Below are 25,688 nucleotides of genomic sequence, written 5' to 3' on the forward strand. Positions count from 1 at the left end.
CAGCCGGAAACTTTGCTAGGGATCGGCGGAAATCAGTACTGGAGCGGTCCAATTCGTACTTTTCCGCCATATCCCAGCCTCCGCCATTTCCTCGATTGGTGCGCTTCAACCGGGCAGTTTCAGAAAGTCGGCGATGCGGTCTCCGTCCGCCATCAGATGACGGCGGTGCACCGGGCAGTGCTGGAAGCCGGCGGCCCGGTGCTGCAATTCGACCACCCGGTGCTGGACAGCGGCCAGGTGTCGGGCATTCCGGTTTTGGTGAACCTGTTCGGGACGGCTGAGCGCGTGGCGGCCGGCCTTGGGGTGCCGCAGGACGGCCTGGATGATCTGGGGAGTTTTCTGGCGGCCCTCAGGTCGCCTGCTCCGCCGGACGGCCTGCGCGATGCCTTGTCCCGCTGGCCCATGCTCAAGGCAGCGCTGGCGACCAGGCCGAAGATGGTGAAAACCGCTCCGGTTCAGGCCATCACCCGCGAGGGGCCTGATGCCAGCCTTGATGGCCTTCCGGTGCAGACCCACTGGCCGGGGGATGCCGGGCCGCTGATTACCTGGCCGGTTGTGATAACCCGCCCGCACGGCAGCGCCGCAGAAAACGTCAACAGTTACAATGCCGGGGTCTACCGGACCCAGGTTCTGGACCGCTCGCGGCTGATCATGCGATGGCTGCCTCACCGCGGCGGCGCTGCGCATCACCGCAGCTGGGCCGGGCAGGGGGAGCCGATGCCGGTTGCCGTGGTTCTGGGGGCGGATCCCGCCACGCTGCTGTCTGCCGCGCTGCCCTTGCCGGAAACCGTGTCAGAGCTGACCTTTGCCGGCGCCCTCAGCGGCGCCCGCCCGCGTCTGGTGCCCTGCAAGACCATCCCGCTGATGGTGCCCGCCGATGCAGAGATCGTTCTGGAGGGCTGGGTGTCCGCATCAGAGACCGCACCCGAAGGCCCCTTTGGCGACCATACGGGCTATTACAACCCGGCAGAGCCCTTTCCCGTCATGCAGATAAGCGCGGTGACGCACCGCGAGGATCCGCTGTATCTCTCCACCTATACCGGCCGGCCGCCGGATGAGCCTGCCATCATCGGCGAGGTGTTCAACCGGCTGGCCCTGCCAACGGTGCGGGCGCAGATCCCGGAGATCCGCGACCTGTGGCTGCCGCCCGCCGCATGCTCCTACCGCATTGCCATCGTCAGCATTGACAAACGCTACCCTGGCCAGGCGCGCCGGGTGATGATGGCGCTGTGGGGGATGCTGCCGCAATTCAGCTACACCAAGATGATGATCGCTGTGGATGCCGATGTTGACCCGCGGAGCTGGGATGACATCGCTTGGGTATTGGCCACCCGCATGGACCCGTCCCGCGATATTATGATGCTCGAGAATACGCCGATGGACTACCTTGATTTCGCGTCGCCGCAGCCGGGATTGGCAGGCAAGATCGGTGTCGATGCCACCACGAAAATTGGCAGCGAAACGGCCAGGGAATGGGGGCAGGTCATGCAGGGCGATGCCAAGGATCAGGCCTTTGCCGCCGACCTGGTGGCCCGGCTGATGCCGGAGCTGACCGCATGAGTGCGCAGCGGGTTGTGCTGGGGGTTTCAGGCGCTTCCGGTGCCATGCTCAGCCTGGCAGTTGCCCGGCACCTGCAGAAGCTTGGCGTGGAGATTGACCTGGTGGCCAGTGCCGCGGCAGAGAGGACCCTGGCTCAGGAATGCGGACCGGACGCCGTGGAAATCCTCAGGGGCCTGGCTGCGCGCTGGCACCCGGTGCAGGACATCGGGGCGGCCATCGCATCCGGGTCAGTGCCGGCGGCAGGGATGATCGTTGCGCCGTGTTCGATGCGGTCACTGGCCGCAATCGCGCACGGGTTTGATGATAATCTGCTGACGCGGGCGGCCGGTGTTCAGCTCAAAGAGCGCAGGCGGCTGGTTCTGCTTGCGCGCGAGACTCCGCTGACCTTGGCCCACATCCGGAACATGGCGGCGGTGACGGAAATGGGTGCCATTGTAATGCCGCCGGTTCCGGCATTCTATCTGGCGCATGACACCCTGGCCCAGGCGGCCAGCCAGGTTGCCGCCCGGGCGGTTGACATGCTGGCGCTGTCCGCCCCCTGCGCGCAGCGCTGGTCGCCGCAGCACAGCGGCTGATCTCGCGGCCGGCGGCGGAAGCGCCTGAACAAATCGGTTATGGCGGTCGCCGGGATGGGAAGCTGTCGCCGCGGGTGGGCTAGATTTGAAGCAAAATACGTGAGCCCCAGGATCCGTGAGGCGAAGCGGGGTGGCCCAGGAAGGGAAGCAATTGGTTTCCCCAAGGTCAGCCTGCCCAGAAAGCCGCAATGGACGCCAGGATTGCTGATACGCTCTAGCCAAGCCCCAGAACCCCCCATAGACTGGCTTGAACAAAGACAGCTGGAGTTCCTCCCCCTATGACACCTTTCGCAATTGCTGGTGTTCAAATGCACGTTGGCGCTTTGCACTCGAATGTTGAGGCAATGCGCCACCGGATTGAAATACTGATGGCCCGCTTCCCCTGGACGCAGATGGTTCTGTTTTCCGAACTGGCGCCCTACGGACCGCTTGACCGCTTTGCCCAGCCGTTTCCCAACGACGTGGTGCAACAGTTCCAGGAGGATGCCCGCCGGTTCGGCATCTGGCTGATTCCTGGATCGATGTTCGAAAAGACCGAGGACGGCCGGATCTTCAACACCTCTGTGGTGATCAATCCGCAGGGGGAGATCGTCGCCAAATACTCCAAGATGTTCCCCTTCCGCCCGTATGAGGCAGGGATTTCGGCGGGCACCGAGTTTTGCGTGTTCGACGTGCCGGGGGTGGGCCGTTTCGGCCTGTCGATCTGTTATGACATCTGGTTCCCGGAAACCACCCGCCAGCTGACCAGCCAGGGCGTCGAAGTGCTGCTGCACCCGGTGCTGACCGGCACCACTGACCGGGATGCGGAGATTGCAATTGCCCGCGCGACTGCGGCGCAGTTCCAATGTTATGTCTTTGACGTCAACGGGCTGGGCGCAGGCGGCGTCGGCCGGTCGCTGGTCGTGGATCCTTCGGCCACCGTGCTGCACCAGTCGGCAGGCCAGGAGGACATGTTCCCGATCGAGATCGACCTCGACCAGGTCCGGCGGCAGCGTGAAACCGGCCTGAAAGGGCTGGGGCAGGTGCTGAAGAGCTTCCGCGACCGCGAGGCCGAGTTCACCGTTTACGACCGCGCCAGCGGCGCGGATGCTTATCTCAAGACACTGGGGCCGCTGGAAACGCCGGGGCAAGGGTCGCCGCGCGGTTTGCAAACCGCCGATCCCAGAAGCTCGCTGGAGAATTTGGAACAGACTTTCTATTCGCCGCATAATTTCTCTGTCTTCCCAGGGAAGACAGGCTCAGATTAACCGGACTGGAGGGCGGCACCGGTCCTGACGCGTCAGAAAGGAGGCAGGTTTTGAACTTGCACTCGCGTAAGAAGACGTTGCCGTCGATCCGGGACTACTACAGCGCGACACAGCTTCGCGCGGACAGGTGGAGCGCATTGCGGGAGGCCGCTGAAGGCCTCGCGCGGCACCGCAAGGAAGGCCGAAAGAGCGAGAAGCTCCTGAAAACGGCGGAGCATCTGTTCGAGGTGCTGGCCCCGATCGAGCAATACTGGGCGTTTCCGGGGATACATGCTTTTGAACATCTCCGCCGCCTTTTGCAGCATGGCAATGCCGACGATCTGTCGGTGTCCATCCGCCGCATTGCCAGGGCGCTGACCTCCGGCGCCTACCGGCGGCGGTCTATTCCGCTTTCGTCAGAGGAAATCGACAACGAGGACTATGAGGATGAGGCCTCGCTCGCGCCGGAAGCGCGGGCGCTGGGCCGTCCCTATTTCGAGGTTCTGATCGTTGACGACGTGACTGAATCGCAGGAGCGCTTCCTGCGGCAGAACCTGCTGCGCATGCGCCGGGTCGAGGATCAGTTCATCTATGAGCCGGTGATCGTGCCCTCGCTGGAGGACGCGCTGATCGGCATCCTGTTCAACTACAATGTGCAGGCCGTGGTGGTGCGCCCGGGCCTGTCGCTGAAGTCCAAGATCGACCTGCCGATCCTCAGCCAGTATCTGACGCGGGTCAGCGAGGAGGAGGCCGTCGATGCGATCGAGCCTCATGAATACGGCCCCGAGGCCTGCCGCCTGATTGAGAAGATCCGCCCGGAGCTGGATGCCTATCTGGTCACTGACCGGTCAGCTGAGGACATTGCCGGGCTGGACTTGGGCCGCTGCCGCCGCGTGTTCTACAACCAGGAGGATTTTCAGGAACTGCATCTGAACATCCTGCGCGGGGTGGATCGCCGTTACAAATCGCCGTTCTTCACCGCGCTCAAGGAATATTCAAAGCAGCCCACCGGCGTTTTCCATGCGATGCCGATCAGCCGCGGCAAGTCGATCAGCCGCTCGCATTGGATCCAGGACATGGGGGCGTTTTACGGCTCCAATATTTTTCTTGCGGAAACCTCCGCCACCTCGGGCGGCCTCGACAGCCTGCTGGAGCCGCGCGGCCCGATCAAGGAAGCCCAGGACATGGCGGCGCGGGCGTTCGGGGCCAAGCATACGTTCTTTGCCACCAACGGCACCTCGACCTGCAACAAGATCGTGGTGCAGTCGGTGGTGCGCCCCGGCGATATCGTGCTGGTGGACCGCGACTGCCACAAGTCGCACCACTACGGGATGGTGCTGGCAGGCGCCAGCGTGGCCTACATGGACAGCTACCCGCTGCATGAGCATTCGATGTACGGGGCGGTTCCGCTCAGGGAAATCAAACACACCCTGCTGCAGCTCAAGGCGGCGGGCAAGCTGGACCGGGTGAGGATGGTCTTGCTGACCAACTGCACCTTTGACGGCATCGTTTATAACGTGCGGCGGGTTATGGAAGAATGCCTGGCCATCAAGAAGGACCTGATTTTCCTGTGGGACGAAGCCTGGTTTGCCTTTGCGCGGTTTGACCCGACCTACCGTCAGCGCACTGCCATGGGCGTTGCCAACATGCTCAGGGACACGCTGCGCAGCGAGGAAACGGCAGAGGCCTGGAAAGCGCAGCAGGAAGCGCTCAAGGGTGCCGATGAGGAGACTTGGCTGAACACCCGGCTGGTGCCGCCGCCGGATGCGCGGGTGCGGGCCTACGCAACCCAGTCCACCCACAAGACGCTGACATCGCTGCGTCAGGGCTCGATGATCCATGTGAACGATCAGGACTTCAAGGGCGAGGTCGAGCAGGCCTTTCACGAGGCCTATATGACCCATACCTCGACCTCCCCGAATTACCAGATCATCGCCTCACTGGACGTCGGCCGCAGGCAGGTGGAACTGGAAGGGTTTGAATTTGTCCAGAAGCAGATCGAAACCGCGATGTCGATCCGCCGAGCCATTTCCGACAACCCCTTGCTTAACAAATATTTCCGGGTGCTGACCGCCGGCGACATGATCCCCGAAGCCTTCCGGGAAAGCGGGGTTGAGGCCTATTATGATCCGGACCACGGCTGGGCCGACACCTGGAACATGTGGAGCCAGGATGAGTTTGTGCTGGATCCGACCCGCGTCACCCTGGCGGTGGGCGGCACCGGCTGGGACGGCGATACCTTCAAGACCAAGATCCTGATGGACAAGTACGGGATTCAGATCAACAAGACCTCCCGCAACACGGTGCTGTTCATGACCAATATCGGCACCACGCGCTCTTCGGTCGCGTATCTGATCGAGGTGCTGGTGGAGATTGCCAACGATCTGGATGATCTGCTGGACGATGCCTCGAAGATGGAGCGCCGGTCGTTTGAGAACCGGGTCTCAGCATTGGTGGAGCACGTGCCACCCTTGCCGGACTTCAGCCGTTTCCACGATGCCTTCAGGGCTGGCAGCGACACACCGGAGGGCGACATCCGCACCGCCTTCTTCCTCGCTTACAACGAGGACAACTGCGACTACATCCCAACCGATGACAGCCTGATGGAGCGCCTGGAAGCAGGCGAGGAGCTAGTGTCATCCAGTTTCATCATCCCCTATCCCCCAGGCTTTCCGATCCTGGTGCCTGGCCAGGTCATCAGCCCGGAGATCCTGTCGTTCATGCGGGCGCTCGACGTCCGCGAGATCCACGGCTACCGCGCCGACCTGGGCTTGCGCGTATTCACCAAGGAGGCCTTGAAGTCCGTCCAAAAGTAGAAGTCCGAAGATCAATTAGAAAAATCAGGGAGACGTTACATGCCGAAGAAAGTTCTGAACAACATTTCGGAGATCCGCCGCTATTTCCACACCAATTCGGACCCGATCTATTTTGTCTCAGCGACGAACTTCAATCTTCTCGGGCTTGATGAATGGGTGAAGAATTTCAAGTACATCTGCTATATGGACTGTTTCGACGGCCGCCATCCGAATGTTTTGGTCCCGTCCGAGCTGCCGCACGATGAATTCCAGTCGATCGAAGACATCAACAACTACCTGCTGCAGCACAAGGAAGTCATCGATTACGTCAAGGCGCGCGGCGGCAAGCCGAAATTCGTGTTTCTGATGTTCGACGAAAAGACCGAAAAGCTGGTCAAGGAAATCGGCGGCGAGGTCTGGTTTCCCAAGGCAAAGCTGCGCACCAACATGGACAACAAGATCCAGACCGTACGCGTTGGCAACAAGGCAGGCGTGCCGTCGGTGCCCAATACCCTGTCCAAGGTGGACAGCTACGACCATCTCAAAAAGATCTGCAAGAAGGCGGATCTGGGCGACGATCTGGTTCTGCAAAGCGCCTTCGGGGATTCCGGCCACACCACATTTTTCATCAAGAACGAGGGCGATTTCCGCAAGCACGAGCATGAGATTGTCGGCCAGGGCGAGATCAAGATCATGAAGCGGATCGATTGCCGCGGTTCCGCGATCGAGGCCTGCTGCACCTCCGAGGGGACCATCGTCGGCCCCCTGATGACCGAGCTTGTCGGCTTCAAGGAGCTGACCCCCTACCGCGGCGGCTGGTGCGGCAACGAGATCTTCGCGACCGCCTTCCCGCCGAAAACCCGCGAAAAGGCGCGGGAGCTGACTTTCAAGTTCGGCGAACAGCTGCGCAAGGAGGGCTACCGCGGTTATTTCGAGCTGGATTTCCTGATCGACAAGAAAACCGGCGACATCTGGCTGGGCGAGCTCAACCCGCGGATCACCGGGGCGTCGTCGATGACCAACCACGCGGCTTTCGCCCATGCCGATGCGCCTTTGTTCCTGTTCCATCTGCTGGAGTTCTCGAAAAAGCCGTTCAAGCTGGACGTGGAGGAGCTGAACGCGCGCTGGGCCGACCCGGACATGATCGACTCCTGGTCGCAGATGGTGATCAAGCACACAGAGGACACCGTGGACATCGTCACCAAAGCCCCGGAATCCGGCATCTACAGGATGCTGCCGGACGGCCAGGTTGTGTTTGACCGCTTCGACTACCACCGCCGCGCAGTTGAAAGCGAGGACGAGGCATTCTTCCTGCGCATTTCCAACGCAGGCGATTACCGTTATGAAGGCGCCGATCTGGGCATTCTGGTCACCCGCGGCCGGTCGATGACCAAGGGGTTCCAGCTGACAGAGAAGTCGAAACGCTGGATCGACGGCATCAAGAACGCCTATTCCGCGCGGCCGCTTCCGTCAGCACAGGCCTTTGAGGATCCGGCGTTCAAGATTATGTAGGCTGCATGAAACTGACATTCCGCGCCGTCGAAGAAGCGGAGCCTGGGCAGAAACTGTCCGGGCTCTTTTCCGAATACCGCACCGCCTATCTGAACTGGTGGGCGGGGGAGGGGCTGTCGGGCCGGCCGACCTATGCGGAATGCCGCCGGGCGCTGAGTGCCTACATGCCGGAGATCATGGGGGTCTATGACCAGCTGTGCGCTTCGGTCGGCGGCGGCGACCTTGAAGCGCGGTTCCTGAGTTTTTACTGCCCGCCGCGCTACCTGGCCGGGTGCAGCCAGGCGATCTGGCAGGGCCGGGAGCCGCTCCTGGTGCGCAACTACGACTACAACCCCTCGGCCTTTGACGCGGTATTCCTAAAAACCGGCTGGGGCGGCCGGCAGGTGATGGGCACCACGGACGGGCTGTTCGGGCTGCTCGACGGGATCAACGACGCCGGGCTTACGGTTTCGCTCACCTTTGGCGGGCGCCGCGCGATGGGCGACGGTTTTGGCGTGCCTCTGATCCTGCGGTACATCCTGCAGACCTGTTCGGCGCTTGATGAGGCGGAAGATGTGCTGCGGCGGGTGCCCTGCCACATGAGCTACAACGTGACGGTGCTGGACCGTGCGCGGAACTTCTTTACCGCTTACCTTGCACCCGACCGGCCAACCGTCATCACCCGGGCGGCAGTCGCCACCAACCACCAGGAACGCGTCGAGTGGACCAGCCACGCCCGGCTGACCGCCTCGGTGGAGCGGGAGCGCTTCCTGCTGCAGCGGCTGACGCTGCATCCGGAGACAAAGGAAAAATTCACTGGTTCCTTCCTGAAGCCGCCGCTTTATTCGCTGGCCTTCGACAGGGGGTTCGGAACGCTATACACGGCGGCCTATCACCCCTGCGATCTGTCGGTGGAGCTGCTCTGGCCTGACCGCGTGTGGCGTAATAAACTGGGCCAGTTTGAAACGGGCCACCTTGGCGTCGATTACCCCGATTTCCAGCGCCAGCCCTTGCCATAGCATCCGGTGCGGCAGCCGCCGGGAAGCCTTGCCAGGCGGCTGATCGGCTCCATATTCAGCTGAGGCGCGCGTGCAAAAATGCTGCAGGGCACTGGATTGAAAGTGCTGCGCCTCGTCTTCTTTCGATCCAGCTGTCTGGGAGCTGCCGCAGCAGTTCCGGAAGGGGGCGATGATGACACCATTTTCAGAGGTTTATTACTTCGGCGACAGCCTGACGGACGAGGGCAACGCCGTAGACATGCTGGCATCAGTCATCGAACCGGTCATCCTGCTGGACTTGATTGCCAGCTTTGGCGGGTTTCCTTCTTCGGATGACCTGGACCAGCTTCGGGCTGAAGCCAAAATTGTGGCCCGGCAGACAGTGATCGACAGTTTCGGCGAAGTCGGCCCGGAAGGTTCTGTGACCAATGCGCTGACCCATGCCAGCTACGCCGCCGCACTCGGCGGTTTCAAGGCCGTGAACTATGCAGTGGCGACGGCAACAGCCCTGGGCGATGGCCTGCTGGAGAACCTTATCGACCTCGAAGCCCAGGTTGAAGATTTTCTGGAGGATGCCGCGGGCGGAGTGCCGCCGGGCTCGGCTGCGTTTTTCCTGATTGGGGGCAATGATTTCATTGATCTGCTGAGGACAGTTAAGGAACAGAATATCACCAGCCAGGCTGAATTCCTGGCGCTTGCGTCGCCGCTGGTCGAGGCGCTGATCGCGCAGATCGTTTCCGCCGCCGAAACCACCAGCGCCGCCGGGGTTGGCACGGTTTTCCTGGCAACTCAGCCAGCCGATGGTTTCTATCCGGAGTTCGACACGCTCTCGCCTGAACATGCGGGATTCGCGGACCTGCTGGTCGGGATGTTCAACGCCAGTCTCGCTGACAGTATTGCGGATCTTCGCAGCGGCGGAATCGATGCCAGGGCCGTTGACCTGTTTGCAGTTTCAGAGGCCCTTACCGAGGATCCGGCAGGATTTGGCATTCTCGCGGACCGGACGGACTACCTGATCGACGGAAGCGTATTCGACAGCGACCAGGTGCTGGCGTGGGACGCCATTCATCCGGCGGAAACAGCGCATCAGGTCTGGGGCGCCTATGCTGAATTTGTCATGGGCGGCGGCACGACGGCGCTTCTGGATGACGGCGCATCGGCTCTGAGCACCGGTTCTGCGGCAAATGCAGTGTTTGCGCTGGGCGGAGATGACACCGTAAGGGCCGGCGGCGGCAATGATGTCGTAATCGGCGGCACGGGCAATGACGAACTCCATGGCGGCGGAGGCAGGGACATTGTGCTCGGCGGCAGCGGCAATGACATCGTGAAGGGCGCCAAGGGCAACGATATCATCAGCGGCGGCGACGGCGCGGACGAGCTTCGCGGCGCTGCAGGCAGGGATGTCATCGTGGACGGGCGCGGCGACGACACGGTCTTTGGCGGGGCGGGCAATGACACGTTCATTTTCACCGAAACGGCGCTCATCGGGGGAGGCGGGGAGTCCAAAGATGTGTTCCACGGCGGGAAAGGGAACGACACGCTTTATCTTGTCCTGGACGAGGCCAGTTACCTTGCTTTCGAGGGCGGCGATGTTGACGGCGTTCTGAGCGAGCTTGGCATCACCGTTTTCGGTGTGGAGCTCATTCACGCCATCGCGGGCAGGGGCAGTATCGCAACTGAATTTGACAGCTTCGGCTGGTTCCCGGCTGCCGATTACTGGGGGGCGGTTTCTGCCCCGTCTTCCGGCGATGACCTGCTGACTTGACGCAAGGGCAGGCTTTGGACATCGCAAAAGCTCGTGCACGATCCCAAGCACGGCAGGCGTACTGCCCGGCTGGTTTCATAGGTTCAGCCTATGATGTGATGTGTATAATCGATTTTTCTTGCTCTGCAATTCTGTCAAACTGCCAGTCACTAAAAAATCATAAGTCCAAAGCGCCTCGTCAGAAGGCGCGTGAAAACGACATCAAGCCAACAGAGGAAATCCATGAAACAGAAAGCGTCATTTTTAACCGCACTGGCCTTCACCATGACGGCGGCCACCGCCGGGCTGGCCGAAACGGAGCTGACCGTTTACACGGCAGTGGAGGCGGAAGACCTTGCGCGGTATGCGGAGACCTTCAACCAGAGCCATCCGGACATTAAGATCAATTGGGTGCGGGACTCCACCGGGATCATCACCGCCAAGCTTCTGGCGGAGCGCGACAACCCGCAGGCCGATGTGGTCTGGGGGCTGGCCGCAACCTCGCTGCTGCTGTTGAAGTCGGAAGGGATGCTGGAACCCTATGCGCCGGCCGGGGTTGAAGACCTCGATCCCAAATTCGTCGATGGCGACAACCCGCCCAGCTGGGTTGGCATGGACGCCTGGGTGGCTTCGGTTTGCTACAACACGGTTGAGGCAGAGAAACTGGGCCTGACACCGCCCGCGTCCTGGAAGGATCTGACCGATCCGCAGTATGCCGGCCATGTGATCATGCCGAACCCCAATTCCTCCGGCACCGGCTTCCTGGATGTCTCCAGCTGGCTGCAGATGTTCGGCGAGGAGGAGGGCTGGAAGTTCATGGACGCGCTGCATGAAAACATTGCGCGCTACACCCATTCCGGTTCCAAACCCTGCAAGCTGGCGGCGGCTGGCGAGATCCCGATCGGTATTTCCTTCGCCTTCCGCGGCGCCAAGTCCAAGGCCGCAGGCGCACCGCTGGAGATCATTGTTCCCTCCGAGGGCGTCGGCTGGGACATGGAAGCAACTGCGATTGTGGCCGGCACCGCAAATCTGGAAGCGGCGCAGACACTGGTCGATTTCACCGTCACCAAGGAAGCCAACGAAATGTACAACACCGGCTATGCGGTTGTCGCTTTCCCGGGCGTCGCCAAGCCGGTTGAGCATTTCCCCGAAGGGCTGCTGGACGCGATGATCGACAATGATTTCGAGTTCGCGGCCAACAACCGCGCTGCGATCCTCAAGGAATGGCAAGCCCGCTACGACGGCAAGTCGGAAGCGAAATAAGCTTTCAGGGGCGGAGGGTTAGCCTTCCGCCCCTCCGCCTTCCTGAACCTTACTGCCCCATGCCCTGAGCCATGCCGCCCGTTGACAACAGACAGGGTGCCGCGTTGGCATATGCAAGGACCAACGACGTGCTTCAAATGACCCCGCCAAAAGAAACCTACCTGAGCATCCGCGACCTCTGGAAAGCCTTCGGCAGCTTCATCGCGCTGAAAGACATCTCGCTGGACGTAAAGGAGGGCGAATTCATCTGCTTCCTCGGCCCGTCCGGCTGCGGCAAGACCACCCTGCTGCGCGCAATTGCGGGTCTGGACCTGCAAACCAAGGGCTCCGTGACCCAGGGCAGTCAGGATGTCTCCAACCTGCCGCCGTCAGAGCGCGACTTCGGTATTGTGTTCCAGTCCTATGCATTGTTCCCGAACCTTACGATCGAAAAGAACATCGCCTTCGGCTTGGAAAACGCGGGCCGCAGCAAGCAGGAAATCAATGCGCGCGTCGCTGAACTGCTGGAACTGGTCGGCCTGCCGGACCAGGGCCGCAAATACCCGGCCCAGCTGTCCGGCGGCCAGCAGCAGCGGATTGCCCTGGCGCGCGCCATTGCCACCAATCCCGGCCTTTTGCTGCTGGATGAACCGCTGTCTGCCTTGGATGCCAAGGTGCGTGTCCACTTGCGCCACGAGATCAAGGAGCTGCAGCGCAAGCTGGGTGTGACCACTATCATGGTGACACATGACCAAGAGGAGGCGCTGGCGATGGCCGACCGCATCGTGGTGATGAACCACGGGGTGATCGAGCAGGTCGGCTCTCCCACGGAAATCTACCGAGAGCCGGCCAATCTGTTTGTGGCCGACTTTATCGGCGAGATGAACCAGATCAGTTCATCGGTCGCCAAGGGCGGCCGTCTGGCTGTGGGTGAAAAGACCTTTGCCTGCCTGCCGCATGAATTTGCTGACGGCACCCCGGTCATTGCCGCCATCCGGCCCGAGGATGTGATCCCGCATGAGGCCGGCTACCTGGAAAGCAGCGGCAACCGCAACTGTATCGACGTCCAACTGGCCGAAATGGAATTCCTCGGCTCATTCTGGCGCTGCCGCCTCACCAATGAACGTTTCGGCGGTAAGGAACTGATTGCCGACTTCTCCATCAACGCAGTGCGGCGCCTGGATCTGGAGGCCGGCTGCCAGATGGAAATCGAACTGCCCGACAACCGCCTGATGGCCTTTGCGAAAGCCGGGCAGGGGGCGTGACGCAGATGACTGATACCACTCAATCCATCATGCCGGCAGGACCGGTGATCAAGGGCAAGCTCAGCCGCGACGACATCATTATGCGCGGCAGCATGATCATCATCGCGCTTTACCTGGTCGTGTCGCTGGTCTTTCCGCTTTATGCGATGCTGTCGAAATCCTTCTCCACCTACCGGGTGGAACTGTCACAGTATGAATTCCAGGTCAGCGATGAGGCCGGGACGTTTGACGGCAGCATCATGACCGGCGCGGAATTGAACGCCCGCAGCGGCACGTTTGCCGATGCCGAACTGTCCACCGGCGCCGACGGGCGGCTGCCAGTCACCGGTTTCTTCCCGGACTTCAGCTTCCGCAGCCCGGTGATGTACCAGATCCGCAATACCACCGGCACAGGCCGCTTTCTGATCGGCTCCAACCTGCAAACCGGCACTGAATGGGTCACGCTCGACTCCAACACCTTCCGCCGGGTGCAGCTGCGCCCCGTGCAGGCGCGGGGGCTGGACAACTTCGTCTCCTATTTCTCTACGCCTGCGCTGTTCAACTCGATCAAGAACTCGTTGTGGATCGCGGTCCTCAGCACCGTTGTCACCGTCTCGCTTGCCTTCTGGTTCGCCTACGCGCTGAACCGCAGCTGCATGAAATACAAGGGCGTGTTCCGCCTCATTGCCATGGCGCCGATCCTGGTGCCGTCGCTGCTGCCGGGTATCGCGCTGGTCTATCTGTTCGGCAACCAGGGCATGATCAAGGAGCTGTTGTTCGGCGCCAGTATCTACGGCCCCATAGGCATCGTGATCGGTTCTGTCTTCTTCACCTTCCCGCATGCCTTCATCATCATATCCACCGCGCTGGCAATTTCTGACGCCCGTCTTTACGAGGCCGCCGCCAGCCTGCGCTCCACCCCGTGGCGCACCTTCTGGACGGTAACAGTTCCGGGTGCGCGTTACGGCCTGATCTCGGCAGCCTTCGTGGTCTTCAACCTTGTGATCACCGATTTTGGCCTGCCCAAGGTGATCGGCGGCCAGTTCAACGTGCTGGCGGTGGACATCTACAAGCAGGTGATCGGACAGCAGAATTTTGAAATGGGCGCGGTGGTCTCCGTGGTGCTGGTGATCCCCGCAATCCTCGCCTTTGCCATCGACCGCATGGTGCAGTCCAAGCAGGTGGCGCTGCTGTCGGCACGCTCGGTCCCGTATGAGCCGCAGCCGAATAAGAAGATGGACCGTATCTTCTTTGCCTATTGCACCTTGATTGGCATCTTCATCGCCGGGCTGCTGGCAGTCTGCCAGTTTGCGGCACTGATCAAGTTCTGGCCCTACGATCTAAGCCTCAGCCTGAACAACTACCAGTTCGATAAGATGGACGGCGGCGGCTGGGGCTCCTATGTGAACTCCATCAAGCTGGCGCTGATGACAGCTGTGGCCGGCACTGCCGTGGTGTTCTTCGGCGCCTATCTGGTGGAAAAGTCCAAGGGCTTCCGCACGGGGCGCGCCATCTTCCAGATGTTTGCGATGCTGCCAATGGCCATCCCGGGCATGGTTCTGGGGCTGGCCTACATCTTTTTCTTCAACAACCCCGCCAACCCGCTCAATGCGATCTACGGCACCATGGCGATCCTGGTGGTCTGCACCGTCACCCACTTCTACACGGTGTCGCATCTGACGGCGGTCACCGCCCTCAAGCAGATGGACCGGGAGTTTGAATCCGTCGCCGCGTCGCTCAAGCAGCCGACCATGAAGCTGTTTGCCCGCGTCACGGTGCCGGTCTGCCTGCCCGCGGTGCTGGACATCTCGATCTATCTCTTCGTGAACGCGATGACGACGGTGTCGGCGGTGGTGTTCCTCTATTCACCCAAGACCACGCTGGCGTCGATTGCGGTGCTGAACATGGATGATGCTGGCGACATCGCCCCTGCGGCAGCGATGGGGATGATGATCTTCTACACCAATGCGCTGGCGCGGATCATCCACCTGCTGGCCTCCCGCGGCATCCTGCGCCGCACCCAGGCCTGGCGCAGCCGCTAGCCCGATCTCAAGCAGATGGCCGCCGCAGATGAGGCTCGGCCAGCTGCACCTGCTTTGCCTGCCAATAGAGCGCAACAAGACTGGTGCGGCACGCCCCGGCAGCCAGCGGTGCGTTGCCGCCATATTGACAAAACCGGTTTTGTGGTTATTTTGGCCTGATGACGACATCAAGTTTCAACGCCCGCGCCCTTGCCGCCTTGGGGCACGACGCCCGACTGGCCATCTTCCGGCTGCTTGTCAAAGCAGGGGAGGACGGGCTGCGGGTCGGCGACATTGCCGAGCATCTGGGTCTCGCGGCCTCCACACTGGCGCACCACCTGTCGACGCTGGTTGATGCCAAACTGGTGGTGCAGGAAAAGCGCGGGCGTGAGGTGTTCAGCCGGGTCGACTATCCCGTCATGCTGTCCGTCGTGAACTTTCTGACATCGGAATGCTGCGCGGGCGTGGCCCTGACCGCAAAGGAGGAGACCGCTTGAGATGCTGGCGGGCTTTTCTTTGACCTTAAATAACTACAAAACTGGTGATTTGGAAATGACAAGCACAACAGAAAACTCCCCAAGGCCCGGCGCTGCCGTCTGGCAGCTCTTCAAGGACCAGCGGGTCTGGGCGGCCTCCGCGGCCATCCTGCTGCTGCTGGCGCTGTTCGACCCGGTGCAATCCGCAGATAGCGCGGTCTTTGCTGGTGCGGCCTTGGCCCATACGGCGCCATACCTGCTGTTCTCCATTGCTGTCGCGGCCTGGGCCGGGGCAACCGGCGCGGACAACCTGGTGGCCAAGGCCTTCACCGGCTCGCCGCTCCTGATGATAGCGCTGGGGGCGCTGGCGGGCGGGCTGTCTCCGTTCTGCTCCTGCGGGGTGATCCCGCTGATTGCGGCGCTTTTGTCGATGGGCGTGCCGCTGTCAGCCGTCATGGCCTTCTGGCTGGCCTCGCCGATCATGGACCCCTCGATGTTTTTCCTGACCGCAGGGGTGCTGGGTGTTGAGTTCGCCGTAGCCAAGACCCTTGCCGCTGTAGGTCTGGGGCTGTTCGGCGGCCTGACTGTCCACCTGCTGAGCCGCGGCGGCGCATTGACCGACCCTTTGCGCGATGGTGTCGGTAACGGCGGCTGCGGCGGCTCGAAAATGCGCGCGCCGAAACCGGTGGTCTGGCGGTTCTGGCACGAGGCGGAGCGCCGCGCGAAGTTCGGCGCGACCGCCTGGACCACAACCTTGTTCCTCGCCAAGTGGCTGCTGCTGGCGTTCATTCTCGAAAGCCTGATGCTGGCCTGGATTCCGGCAGAGACCGTAACCGCCGCCCTGGGCGGCGAGGGCCTGCTGCCGATCGTCACCGCAACGCTAGTGGGTGTGCCTGCTTACCTGAACGGCTATGCCGCGCTGCCGCTGGTCGGCGGGCTGATCGACCAGGGTATGGCACCCGGTGCGGGCCTTGCCTTCCTTGTGGCCGGCGGCGTCACCTCAATCCCAGCGGCGATGGCGGTCTGGGCGCTGGCCCGCCTGCAGGTTTTCGCTCTATACCTCGGGCTGTCACTTTCCGGCGCCTTTGCGGTTGGCCTGCTTTTCCAGCTCTGGCACGCAGTCTGACCAAATACCGGCCCGGGCACTGTTCATTGCCCGGGCGATCGTTTCCCAGCGGCCTTGCCAAGCCAGGCACAGCATTCGGGTACGCGGCCGCCTTGACCGCCGGGGGCTGCGGCAACAGGCGGCAGGTTGCCAAGGCTGCAAACCGCCGTTGGGCCGCCTGTTGAGTTCGTGCCTGACCAGTGATTGCGTCCTTCGGTTGCTTTTTTACGAATAATTACCGCGGCCGAAACATGCATTCGGAGCATTGGTATGATGTTGTTAACAGCTCTCTCTCAGGTTGATCGACAACCGTTATTTAAATGAGTGAGGCGAAAGCATGGGTGCGAATGAACCGGCTGCAGTGTCTGTTTCCGATCACGGCAGCGCAGAACTTACGGGGGTTGTTGACGCTATCAACCGGGTTCAGGCCGTCATAGAATTTGAGCTGGACGGCACGATTATTACGGCAAACGAGAATTTTCTGGCGACGGTCGGCTATTCCCTGGAGGAAATACAGGGACGGCATCACCGCATGTTCTGCGACCCGGCATATGCTGCCTCGGATGAGTACCGCGACTTTTGGCTGCAACTGGCGATGGGCGAATTCTCTGCCGGTGAATACAAGCGCTTCGGCAAAGGTGGCGCGGAAGTGTGGATCAACGCCTCTTACAACCCGATTTTGGATGCGGACGGCAAACCGTTCAAAGTTGTCAAATTCGCCACCAACATCACCGGGGAAAAACGGCGCACGGCAGAGCAGGACGGCAAGATGGCCGCAATCAGCCGGGCTCAGGCGGTAATCGAATTCGAGCTGGACGGCACCATTCTGACCGCCAATGAGAATTTTCTGGCCACTGTCGGCTACTCCCTGGAGGAAATCCGCGGCCAGCATCACCGGATGTTCTGCGACCCGGAATACACCAGCTCTCCAGAGTACCGGAAATTCTGGGCGGACCTGGCCGCGGGCGAGTTTTCAGCCGGGCAATATAAGCGCTTTGGCAAGGGCGGGGCAGAGGTCTGGATCAACGCCTCTTACAACCCGGTTTTCAATGCCGATGGCAAGCCGTTCAAGGTGGTCAAGTTCGCCACTGACATTACGGCCGAAAAAATGGTCGAGCAGGAAGTGACGCGGATCGCAACCCGGTTTTCCGAGCAGTCACAGGAGATCTCAGCGCAGGCACAGACGGTCGCCAGCGGCGCCCAGACGCTGGGGTGCACGACAGAGGAAATCAGCGCCTCCGTCGAAGAGCTGAGCGCCTCCATCGACTCGATTGCCCAAAACAGCAATCATTCCGACGAGATTGCTCAAAAGACCAAGGAAGAAGCTGACTTGGGCGCCAAGGCGATCGAACGCTCGATCGAAGCGATGGATCTCATCAATGCCTCCTCCGAGGAGATCAGCGAGATCGTCAAGACCATCAGCGAGATTGCCAGCCAGACAAACCTGCTGGCCTTCAACGCCGCGATTGAGGCTGCGCGGGCCGGCGAACACGGATTGGGCTTTTCCGTGGTTGCAGACGAGGTGCGCAAGCTGGCTGAGCGCTCGTCGCAATCGGCCAAGGAAATCAGCAAGCTGATCAGTGAAACGGTGAAACGGGTGAGCCTGGGCAGCGAGGTCTCAAGAGAGGCTGGCGCGGCCTTCACCAAGATCCAGGCAGGCATCTCCGACACCACGGATTCCATCGCCCAGATTTCGGTGGCCGCGAACGAGCAGCAGACCGCAGCGCGGGATGTCGCGGAGGCGATCCAAAGCATCGTTGACGCCTCCGAGGAGGCCGTCATCGCCTCCGATACCATCGCGGCGGCGACAGAGGAGCTGAACACCGGGGCGCAGGAACTGAAGACGGAAGTCGGCAAACTGGGGTGCTGAACCCTTGCACGGGCACAAGGAGGGGGGCATGAGTAAGCCTGACACCGATGTCACCATGAGCGATGGGGAATTTTCCAAGCTCCGTGCCATCGTTTACCAGAATACCGGGATCACCATCGGGGAAACCCGGAAAACGATGCTGGTCAGCCGCCTGCGCCGGCGCTTGCGCGAGATTGATGAGCCTAGCTTTGCCGACTACATTTCGCGGCTGTCTTCAGACCCGGAGGAGATGCAGGAACTGACCAACCGGGTGACCACGAACGAGACCTATTTCTACCGCACCCCGCGGGTCTGGAATTACTTCCAGGAAGTGTACCTGCCAGAGTATCTGGCGAACGGGCCGAATCGGCGGATACGGGTCTGGTCGGCGGCGGCTTCAACCGGGGAAGAGGCGCATACCATCGGTGCGATGCTGGAACAGAGGCGCCTTGCCAACCCGGGTTTCGACTATTCGGTGCTGGGCACGGATGTCTCCTCCCGGGTGCTGCAAGTGGCGCAAAAGGGGGTTTACAATGGCCGCTCGATTGCCCGGTTCCGCAAGGAGCAGCCCACGCTGTTCGCCAGCCAGATGGCCGGCAGTGATGCGGCGGGGTACAAGGCGGTACCGCAGATCCGGGCGCGCCTCAAGTTCAAGCTGCACAACCTGTTGGAACGGCTTGGCGGAACCAGTCCGTTTGATGCGGTTTTCCTGCGTAACGTGCTGATTTATTTCACCGATGAAGATCAGGAAAAGATTCTCCGCCATGTCCGGGATCTGATCAAGCCTGACGGTGTTCTGTTCATCGGTGAAAGCGAGACTTTGAACAACCTGCGCACCGGGTTCGAACAGGTGGCCCCGATAATTTACCGGCCGGCGGCCAGGGCGGGCAGCCCATGTGCGTGAATGAAGTGCAGAAAATCCATGTTCAGATCGGCCAGGTGAAAACCGGCCGGGCGGGGCAATCGCTGAATGCAATCCTCGGCTCCTGCATCGGCCTGGGCCTGCTGTATCCCGCCAGGGGCATTTGCGGGCTGGCCCATTGCCTGCTGTCCAAGTCGCCGGAAACAAGTGACGCGATCAGCGGCAGGCACGTGGATCAGGCACTCAGATCGCTGCAGTCCCTGATGGACATTTCCGGCAAGGACTTGCGTAAAATTCAGGCGATCGTTGTCGGCGGTGCCAACATGACAATGCCTGCGGACACGGATCCGGGACGGCTCGTCGGAAGCATCAATGCGCGCTCCGCCTACCGCGCCTTGCGGGATGCCGGCGTCCGCAACATTCACGAGGACGTCGGGGGCGTGCAGGGCAGGCAGGTGGCCATCGACTGCACCAGCGGCGAGTTCACAGTGAAATCCATCCCGCGCTTGGGGGCACGCACATGAAACCGGACATTTCAGACCCGCTGATCCCGGGGTCGCACGCTCTGACCGTTGACGGCGGGGATTGCGCCGGTTCCAGCGGCCAGGAGGGTGATGCTGTACGGCAGAGATCCGCAATGCGGCCCGGTGGCCGGACGGGGCAAGGCTTGGCCGAGAAATACGGCTCGTTCCTGATCGGCGACAGCGAATTCGCCATCCCTGTTTCCGTGCTTCAGGAGGTCGTGAATGAACCGGGGGACATTTCACCGGTGCCGCTTGCGCCGCCTTACATGCTGGGCCTGTTCAACTTGCGGGGTATGATTGTCCCGGTTGTCGACCTGCGCAAGCTGCTGGATTTTCCGGCTGCCGAAAGCGGGCAATCCCGCAAGGTGGCCATCATTGAACACGGCGAACACTGTATTGGCCTGCTGTTTGACCGGACCGGCGAAGTTTTGAACGCAAGGGGCGTGGCGCGGGTGGATTTCCGTCCCAATGGCAAAGGCGTCAGGGATGTTGTTATCAGCGGCGTGCTGAAGTTCGATAGCGGGGAAAGGCTGGTTCAGATACTCGATCCGCATGAATTGCTGAATCTGGAAAAGGTGCCGAGAGCTGACAATGGATCCGGGCAGGAAACCGTCAAATTCAGCAGAGGCAAGAAACTCGCCTGCGTGTCGTTTCAAACCGGCCATACGGTATGCGCAATCGATCTGCGCTACGTGAAAGAGGTCAAAACCGTTCCAAAGCTGGAGCAATCCTTGCTGGCAGGAGGCAATGTGATCGGCACCGCAAACCTGCGGGGGATCATTTTGCCTGTGATAGATTTCCGCGGCTTCATGGGGGACGACGCCAAGTTCGTGCTTGGGGAAACCCTCCCCAAGGAACGCAGAATGCTGGTGATCGATACCGCGGAAGGTCCGGTCGGCCTTATGGTTTTTTCCATCGACAGCATCCTGTCCTACTATGGGGATGAAGTGCTGCCGTTTGCCAAACTGGCGCTGCCGCGCGGTGATCTCGTGAACGGATGCCTGATCGGTAAGAACAACCAGATTGTCATGATGCTGGATCCAGAGAAGCTCATGCAAGAGCCGAGCTTTCTGGCGGCTGCAAAGTCCTGCCAGGAGATATTCCCGCCCGAAGCGCCTGACGGCGAGGCGGCGGAACTGGAAGCGCGAGCGGCGCGGCGCACCTTCATCAAGTTCACCTTCGAGAGAAGATTTGCCTTGGATACGTCGCATGTCAGCGAAGTGATCAATCGCCCCACGGATCTTCTGGAGCCGCCATTCTCGCTGAATTTTGTCGAAGGAATCCTCAATCTGAGAGGCGACTTGATTACCGTGTTCAATCCCCGCGTGCTTTACGGCTTGCCGGTGAAGCCCTGCCAGGATCAGAAGGTTCTGATATTCAGGCAAGGCGCGCAGAAGTTTGGAATTCTTGTGGATTCCGTCGACGAAATCATCATTACGACCGAAAGCCGCGTGGCCGAACTCAAGCCGCTGGATCAGCAAAACACCTCCAAAAGCATTGCTGAGGATGTGGCCGGTTGCCTGCAGCACACCTCGCCGGACGGCAAGTACGAGTCGATATTGATCCTGGATACCAGCGCTCTCGTGGAACGCTGCTTCAAGGCTGCGTAACAGGCGCTGGCAGGGCAGCACTCCCGGACGGGAAAGCGCCGGGCAGGCGCGGCCGGGCGAGTTCAAGACCATTGTGTGCCGGTGTGATTGCCCGCGGCCACCTGCGCAGGGGGGCGGGGCGGCGTGCAAACGGCCACCTGTTTCTGCCGCCGCTCTTGGGTGAAAAATCAACGCCGGCCCGAGCCGTTGCAGCCCGCCCTCCCGCGGCTGGCTGGCAAGAATTCAGCAATCCGGACGAACTTTTTCTTGCCGCACGGTAAGTGATGCGCTACCCGCGCTTCACCGGTCCCGTAAGGGCTAAGAGGGAATCCGCGGCGCCGTACGGTGCCAAACGGAACTGCCCCCGCAACTGTAGGCGGCGAGTGCTGTCCCATCGTGTCACTGGGCCTGACCGGCCCGGGAAGACGGGACAGACAGTGACCCGCCAGTCAGGAGACCTGCCGGTGCGAAACCGAAACACACCGGACGGGGTTGTCCGGGGAGGTTGCCGATAAGATGCGCCGCCGCTGTCTGGTGCCGCATGAAGGGGGCCAGGCTCCCGCCTTAGCGGTCAATGCCCTTTCACCCGTTCTCCGGTCATTGACACATGGAGATCGAAGATCATGTTTCTGCGTTCCGGCCTGATGGGCCTTTCCTTCGTTGCGGCAGCTCAGGCCGCAGCAGCCAGCGAGACCTTTCCGCTGACCATTCAAAACTGCGGCGAGGCCGTCACCTTCGAGGCGCCGGTTGCGTCCTCCGTGACCGTCGGCCAGGCCGCGACAGAGGTGCTCTATGCGCTGGGGCTGGGCGACAAGGTGCTGGGCACCTCGGTCTGGTTCAACGACGTGCTGCCCGAATTTGCCGAGCTGAACGGCAAGGTCGAGCGGCTGGCCGACAATGACCCGAGCTTTGAAAGCGTTGTGGCCAAGCGCCCGGGCCTGGTGGCTGCCCAGTATGAGTGGCATGTCGGCCCCGAAGGCGTAGTCGCCAAGCGCGAGCAGTTCCATGACCTCGGCATCCCGACCTATGTGATGCCCGCGGATTGCGTCGGCAAGGACAACACCACCGGCGGCGACGGCACCCGCACCCAGATGTTCACCACCGAAAGCCTCTATCAGGGCATCGAGGAACTGGCAGCGATCTTCGGCGAGTCCGAAAAAGGCGCAGAGCTGGTCGCAGACTACAAGGCGCGCGAGGCTGCAGCTGTGGCCAAGGCACAGGAGGTCGCGCTGGACGACGCCTCCGCCGTGTTCTGGTTCTCTTCGCCGGAGATGGAAAGCGACCCGTTCGTGGCCGGCCAGAAGGGCGCACCGGGCTACATGATGCAGCAGCTGGGCCTGCGCAATGTCATCGAGACCGACGAAGAATGGCCGACCGTCGGCTGGGAAACCATTGCCAAGGCCAACCCGACGGTGATCGTGATTGCCCGTATGGACCGCCGCCGCTTTGCCGCGGATGACTACGAGAAGAAGCTGGAGTTCCTGCGCAATGATCCGGTCGCCAGCCAGATGGAGGCGGTCAAGAATGATCGCATCGTGGTGATGGACGCCCAGGCCATGGATGCCACCATCCGCGCCATCCCGGCGCTGGAGGATCTTGCCGCTGAGCTCAGCGCGATCGGCAACGGCGAATGAGCGCAGCCGCCGCACTGGCCTGGCAGGGCCTCCGGGGCGCATGCCTGGCCCTGCCGGTGCTGGCTGCGGCGGTACTGGCAGGCGCAATGATCGGGGAAACCTCGCTTGCGCCTGACCTTGTCCTGTCCGTTCTGGCCAACAAGCTGGCCGGGGCGGGCCTGCCGGTGGACCCGGTGGACCAGGGCATCATCTGGAGCTACCGGCTGCCGCGGGCGCTGGTGGCTGCGGCCTGCGGGGCGGCGCTGGCGGTGGCCGGCGTGGTGTTGCAGGCCTTGCTGCGCAATGCGCTGGCAGACCCCTATATCCTTGGTATTTCGGCCGGCGCCTCGACCGGGGCGGTGGCGGTCACCATTGCGGGGCTGGGCGGCGGCGCCCTGTCGCTGTCCTTCGGCGCCTTCAACGGGGCGCTGCTGGCCTTTGGCTTTGTCGCCATTCTGGCCCGCGCGGCCGGGGCAGGGGGCAGCCGTGCAGCAGCGGCGCAGATCGTTCTGGCGGGCATCGCCGGCTCGCAGCTGTTCAACGCGCTGACAGCCTTCATCATCGCCAAGTCCGCCAATGCCGATCAGGCCCGCGGCATCATGTTCTGGCTGATGGGCAACCTCAGCGGCGTGCGCTGGCCGGATGTGTGGCTGGCGGTGCCGCTGGCGCTGGCGGGTTGGATGATCTGCCGGTTCCATGCCCGTGCGCTGGACGCCTTCACCTTTGGCAGCGACTCCGCAGCCTCGCTTGGCATCCCGGTCCGGCGGGTTCAGGTGGTGCTGATCTTCGCCACTGCGCTGACGACCGCGGTGATGGTGTCGATCGTCGGCTCCATCGGCTTTGTCGGCCTGGTGATCCCCCATGCCGCACGCTTCCTGGTCGGCCCCGGCCACCGCAGGCTGATGCCTGCCGCGGCGCTGACCGGCGCCGTGTTCCTGGTCGCCGCCGACATCGTGTCCCGAATCATCATCCCCGGCCAGGTGCTGCCCATCGGCGTTGTCACCGCCTTGATCGGGGCGCCGTCCTTTGCGGTGATCCTGGTGCGCGGGCAAAAGGCTGCGCGATGAAGATCGAAGCCCGCAACCTGTCGTTTGCCGTGCGCGGCAAGACCTTGCTGCAGGACGTGTCGCTGGCAGTGCAGCCCGGCGAAACGCTGGCGCTGGTCGGCCCGAACGGCTCCGGCAAGTCGACCCTGATGCGGCTGTTGTCAGGCTTGGCCAAACCCTCGCGTGGCGAAGTGCTGCTGGCAGGCAAGCCGCTGGCCAGCCTGACCCGCCGGGAGATCGCCCAGCGGATCGCCATTGTCGAACAGCAGGCCGAAACCGCCGAGCGCATTACCGCGCGCTCCGTGGTGGAACTGGGGCGCACCCCCTGGCTGTCGGCGCTGAAACCCTGGAACGGGCAGGACACGCAACTGGTGGACAAGGCGCTGCGCACCGTTGAGATGGAAGGCTTCGCAAGCCGCGAGTGGGCCACTCTGTCCGGCGGTGAACGGCAGCGGCTGCACATTGCCCGTGCCCTCGCGCAGCGGCCGGGGCTCCTGCTGCTGGATGAGCCGACGAACCATCTGGACATCCACCATCAGCTGTCGATCCTGAACTGCATCCGGAACCTGAAAGTGACCACCGTGGTGGCCCTGCATGACCTGAACCAGGCGCTGACCTGCGATAAGGTGGCGGTGCTGTCACGTGGTCGCCTCGTGGCCTGCGGCGCGCCCAGCCAGGCATTGGCTCCGGAAACCGTATCTGAGATTTTCGGCATCCAGGCCCGCTGGGTTCGGGACGCCGAGGGCGCGGATCCCTTCCTGTCCTTCCAATTGGCCTGAGACAGCCATGCCAGTTGTTTCAGCCTGGCTCGCCGGACAGATCGCAGGACTGAATAAAGGCGCAGCACTCCTCGGTCAGCGCGGCAAAACGGGACCGTTCGCGCTGGTAAAGGTAAACCGCCCGCTTGTCGGGCAAGTCGGCGATCGGGCGAAAGGCCGTTGTCTCCGGCATGAAGCGGGCAACAGTCTGCGGCAGCACGGTAACCCACTTGCCGGTGCGGACCATGGTGATTAGCGAATGGGTGTTGTGGATCGTTACATCTGCCGTGCTGCTGGCCTCGACGAAGCGTTCATTGCGGATCAGATCGCACAGGGCATTGCGGACAAAACACGCGTTGATCACATCAGCAATTGCGGGCGGCTGCTCCCGCGTGAACAGCGGGTGGTCGGTGGAGCAGACCAGGCCAAACCGGTCCTCGAACAGCGGCACCGCTTTCACGCCGTTCAACGGGTGGTGGCCGGAGGCGATGCCGATATCCGCCTTGCCCTCTGCCAGCGCGTCCAGCACCTGCTGGGTGTCGGTGTCGCGCAGCTCCACCTTCAGGCCCGGATGCCGCGCCGTCATGTGTTCCAGCACCGAAGGAAAGACCAGCGCCGCGACCGATGGGACCGAGACAATCCGCAGCAGCCCGTGCGCCGCCTCAGCGGCCATCTCGATGCTCTGCAATGTCTGATCAAACTGCCGCACCTGTTTCTGGGCCAGCTCGAATACCTGCTCGCCCAGCGGCGACAGCTGGTTCTTGCGCTCGCCCTCGAACAGCCGCTTGCCCAGATGATCTTCCATCTGCTTGAGCGTCATGGAAACGGCGGACTGGGTCCGGCCCAGCCGGTTGGCGGCTTCGGACAGGTTCCCGGTCTGCGCCACAGTGCAGAAGGCGCGCAGCATTTCTATTTTCAAGGCCATGCTTCAATTTTTCTGAAGTTGCTTACAGTTTATTGAGTTTGACTG

At 61.9% G+C, this 25,688-nt stretch carries 19 protein-coding genes, 1 pseudogene and 1 riboswitch; of the genes and pseudogenes, 19 read left to right on the plus strand and 1 reads right to left on the minus strand.

The window, feature by feature from the left end:
- Positions 1-51: 51 nt before the first annotated feature.
- The 19 genes and pseudogenes from KUW17_RS08010 to KUW17_RS08100 all read left to right on the plus strand — a co-directional run.
- Positions 52-1,560, plus strand: a complete 1,509-nt coding sequence (locus tag KUW17_RS08010) for a UbiD family decarboxylase (protein WP_222478699.1) — start codon at positions 52-54, stop codon at positions 1,558-1,560.
- Positions 1,557-2,135 carry a UbiX family flavin prenyltransferase gene (locus KUW17_RS08015; protein ID WP_222477810.1) on the plus strand — a complete coding sequence of 193 codons (579 nt, stop codon included), beginning with the start codon at positions 1,557-1,559 and terminating at the stop codon, positions 2,133-2,135. The genes KUW17_RS08010 and KUW17_RS08015 overlap by 4 nt, the downstream gene beginning before the upstream one ends.
- 278 nt (positions 2,136-2,413) lie before the next feature.
- Positions 2,414-3,382, plus strand: coding sequence for a carbon-nitrogen hydrolase family protein (locus KUW17_RS08020; RefSeq protein WP_222477812.1), 969 nt, complete (start codon positions 2,414-2,416; stop codon positions 3,380-3,382).
- A gap of 50 nt (positions 3,383-3,432) precedes the next feature.
- Positions 3,433-6,177 (plus strand): aminotransferase class I/II-fold pyridoxal phosphate-dependent enzyme, encoded by a 2,745-nt coding sequence (locus KUW17_RS08025; protein ID WP_261397110.1) that lies wholly within the window; start codon positions 3,433-3,435, stop codon positions 6,175-6,177.
- Positions 6,178-6,216: 39 nt separating this feature from the next.
- Complete coding sequence (locus KUW17_RS08030; RefSeq protein ID WP_222477814.1) at positions 6,217-7,668, plus strand: biotin carboxylase; 1,452 nt, start codon at positions 6,217-6,219, stop codon at positions 7,666-7,668.
- Between the two features lie 5 nt (positions 7,669-7,673).
- Positions 7,674-8,666, plus strand: coding sequence for a C45 family autoproteolytic acyltransferase/hydolase (locus KUW17_RS08035; protein ID WP_222477816.1), 993 nt, complete (start codon positions 7,674-7,676; stop codon positions 8,664-8,666).
- A gap of 172 nt (positions 8,667-8,838) precedes the next feature.
- Entirely contained in the window at positions 8,839-10,410 is a 1,572-nt protein-coding gene (locus KUW17_RS08040; RefSeq protein ID WP_222477818.1) for an SGNH/GDSL hydrolase family protein, read from the plus strand.
- A gap of 222 nt (positions 10,411-10,632) precedes the next feature.
- Positions 10,633-11,652, plus strand: coding sequence for a putative 2-aminoethylphosphonate ABC transporter substrate-binding protein (locus KUW17_RS08045; protein ID WP_222477821.1), 1,020 nt, complete (start codon positions 10,633-10,635; stop codon positions 11,650-11,652).
- 137 nt (positions 11,653-11,789) lie between these two features.
- Positions 11,790-12,896, plus strand: coding sequence for a putative 2-aminoethylphosphonate ABC transporter ATP-binding protein (locus tag KUW17_RS08050; protein WP_222477823.1), 1,107 nt, complete (start codon positions 11,790-11,792; stop codon positions 12,894-12,896).
- Positions 12,897-12,901: 5 nt separating this feature from the next.
- Positions 12,902-14,917, plus strand: coding sequence for a putative 2-aminoethylphosphonate ABC transporter permease subunit (locus tag KUW17_RS08055; protein WP_222477825.1), 2,016 nt, complete (start codon positions 12,902-12,904; stop codon positions 14,915-14,917).
- A gap of 158 nt (positions 14,918-15,075) precedes the next feature.
- Complete coding sequence (locus tag KUW17_RS08060; RefSeq protein ID WP_222477827.1) at positions 15,076-15,393, plus strand: ArsR/SmtB family transcription factor; 318 nt, start codon at positions 15,076-15,078, stop codon at positions 15,391-15,393.
- A 55-nt stretch (positions 15,394-15,448) separates the two neighbouring features.
- On the plus strand, positions 15,449-16,498 hold the full coding sequence (locus KUW17_RS08065; protein WP_222477830.1) for a permease: 1,050 nt from the start codon (positions 15,449-15,451) through the stop codon (positions 16,496-16,498).
- A gap of 316 nt (positions 16,499-16,814) precedes the next feature.
- Positions 16,815-18,347 (plus strand): PAS domain-containing methyl-accepting chemotaxis protein, encoded by a 1,533-nt coding sequence (locus KUW17_RS08070; protein WP_261397111.1) that lies wholly within the window; start codon positions 16,815-16,817, stop codon positions 18,345-18,347.
- A 28-nt stretch (positions 18,348-18,375) separates the two neighbouring features.
- The gene (locus tag KUW17_RS08075; protein WP_222477832.1) at positions 18,376-19,230 is read left to right on the plus strand and encodes a CheR family methyltransferase; all 855 of its coding nucleotides are present in this window, start codon (positions 18,376-18,378) and stop codon (positions 19,228-19,230) included.
- The gene (locus KUW17_RS08080; protein ID WP_222477833.1) at positions 19,221-19,712 is read left to right on the plus strand and encodes a chemotaxis protein CheD; all 492 of its coding nucleotides are present in this window, start codon (positions 19,221-19,223) and stop codon (positions 19,710-19,712) included. Before KUW17_RS08075 ends, KUW17_RS08080 begins: the two co-directional genes overlap by 10 nt.
- On the plus strand, positions 19,709-21,322 hold the full coding sequence (locus KUW17_RS08085; RefSeq protein WP_222477835.1) for a chemotaxis protein CheW: 1,614 nt from the start codon (positions 19,709-19,711) through the stop codon (positions 21,320-21,322). Before KUW17_RS08080 ends, KUW17_RS08085 begins: the two co-directional genes overlap by 4 nt.
- 266 nt (positions 21,323-21,588) lie before the next feature.
- A riboswitch (cobalamin riboswitch) is annotated at positions 21,589-21,782 on the plus strand.
- A gap of 142 nt (positions 21,783-21,924) precedes the next feature.
- A complete protein-coding gene (locus tag KUW17_RS08090) occupies positions 21,925-22,935 on the plus strand; it encodes an ABC transporter substrate-binding protein (RefSeq protein WP_222477837.1) in 1,011 nt (336 codons plus the stop codon).
- On the plus strand, positions 22,932-23,981 hold the full coding sequence (locus tag KUW17_RS08095) for a FecCD family ABC transporter permease (RefSeq protein ID WP_222477839.1): 1,050 nt from the start codon (positions 22,932-22,934) through the stop codon (positions 23,979-23,981). Before KUW17_RS08090 ends, KUW17_RS08095 begins: the two co-directional genes overlap by 4 nt.
- A pseudogene (locus KUW17_RS08100) lies at positions 23,978-24,488 on the plus strand (ABC transporter ATP-binding protein); the annotation flags it as partial. The gene KUW17_RS08095 and the pseudogene KUW17_RS08100, both read left to right, overlap by 4 nt.
- A 270-nt stretch (positions 24,489-24,758) precedes the next feature.
- On the opposite strand, the gene KUW17_RS08105 reads toward KUW17_RS08100, so the two are convergent.
- Positions 24,759-25,643 carry a LysR family transcriptional regulator gene (locus KUW17_RS08105; RefSeq protein WP_222477843.1) on the minus strand — a complete coding sequence of 295 codons (885 nt, stop codon included), beginning with the start codon at positions 25,641-25,643 and terminating at the stop codon, positions 24,759-24,761.
- Between the last annotated feature and the right edge of the window lie 45 nt (positions 25,644-25,688).

The organism is Leisingera aquaemixtae (genome assembly GCF_019801145.1).
GTDB classification, from domain to species: Bacteria; Pseudomonadota; Alphaproteobacteria; order Rhodobacterales; family Rhodobacteraceae; genus Leisingera; species Leisingera aquaemixtae_A.

Bases quoted from the DNA above. Each gene is read 5' to 3' on its own strand.
- KUW17_RS08015 (WP_222477810.1), top strand. From the start codon at position 1,557: ATGAGTGCGCAGCGGGTTGTGCTGGGGGTTTCAGGCGCTTCCGGTGCC.
- KUW17_RS08020 (WP_222477812.1), top strand. From the start codon at position 2,414: ATGACACCTTTCGCAATTGCTGGTGTTCAAATGCACGTTGGCGCTTTG.
- KUW17_RS08030 (WP_222477814.1), top strand. From the start codon at position 6,217: ATGCCGAAGAAAGTTCTGAACAACATTTCGGAGATCCGCCGCTATTTC.
- KUW17_RS08035 (WP_222477816.1), top strand. From the start codon at position 7,674: ATGAAACTGACATTCCGCGCCGTCGAAGAAGCGGAGCCTGGGCAGAAA.
- KUW17_RS08040 (WP_222477818.1), top strand. From the start codon at position 8,839: ATGACACCATTTTCAGAGGTTTATTACTTCGGCGACAGCCTGACGGAC.
- KUW17_RS08045 (WP_222477821.1), top strand. From the start codon at position 10,633: ATGAAACAGAAAGCGTCATTTTTAACCGCACTGGCCTTCACCATGACG.
- KUW17_RS08050 (WP_222477823.1), top strand. From the start codon at position 11,790: ATGACCCCGCCAAAAGAAACCTACCTGAGCATCCGCGACCTCTGGAAA.
- KUW17_RS08055 (WP_222477825.1), top strand. From the start codon at position 12,902: ATGACTGATACCACTCAATCCATCATGCCGGCAGGACCGGTGATCAAG.
- KUW17_RS08060 (WP_222477827.1), top strand. From the start codon at position 15,076: ATGACGACATCAAGTTTCAACGCCCGCGCCCTTGCCGCCTTGGGGCAC.
- KUW17_RS08065 (WP_222477830.1), top strand. From the start codon at position 15,449: ATGACAAGCACAACAGAAAACTCCCCAAGGCCCGGCGCTGCCGTCTGG.
- KUW17_RS08070 (WP_261397111.1), top strand. From the start codon at position 16,815: ATGGGTGCGAATGAACCGGCTGCAGTGTCTGTTTCCGATCACGGCAGC.
- KUW17_RS08075 (WP_222477832.1), top strand. From the start codon at position 18,376: ATGAGTAAGCCTGACACCGATGTCACCATGAGCGATGGGGAATTTTCC.
- KUW17_RS08080 (WP_222477833.1), top strand. From the start codon at position 19,221: ATGTGCGTGAATGAAGTGCAGAAAATCCATGTTCAGATCGGCCAGGTG.
- KUW17_RS08085 (WP_222477835.1), top strand. From the start codon at position 19,709: ATGAAACCGGACATTTCAGACCCGCTGATCCCGGGGTCGCACGCTCTG.
- KUW17_RS08090 (WP_222477837.1), top strand. From the start codon at position 21,925: ATGTTTCTGCGTTCCGGCCTGATGGGCCTTTCCTTCGTTGCGGCAGCT.
- KUW17_RS08095 (WP_222477839.1), top strand. From the start codon at position 22,932: ATGAGCGCAGCCGCCGCACTGGCCTGGCAGGGCCTCCGGGGCGCATGC.
- KUW17_RS08105 (WP_222477843.1), bottom strand. From the start codon at position 25,643: ATGGCCTTGAAAATAGAAATGCTGCGCGCCTTCTGCACTGTGGCGCAG.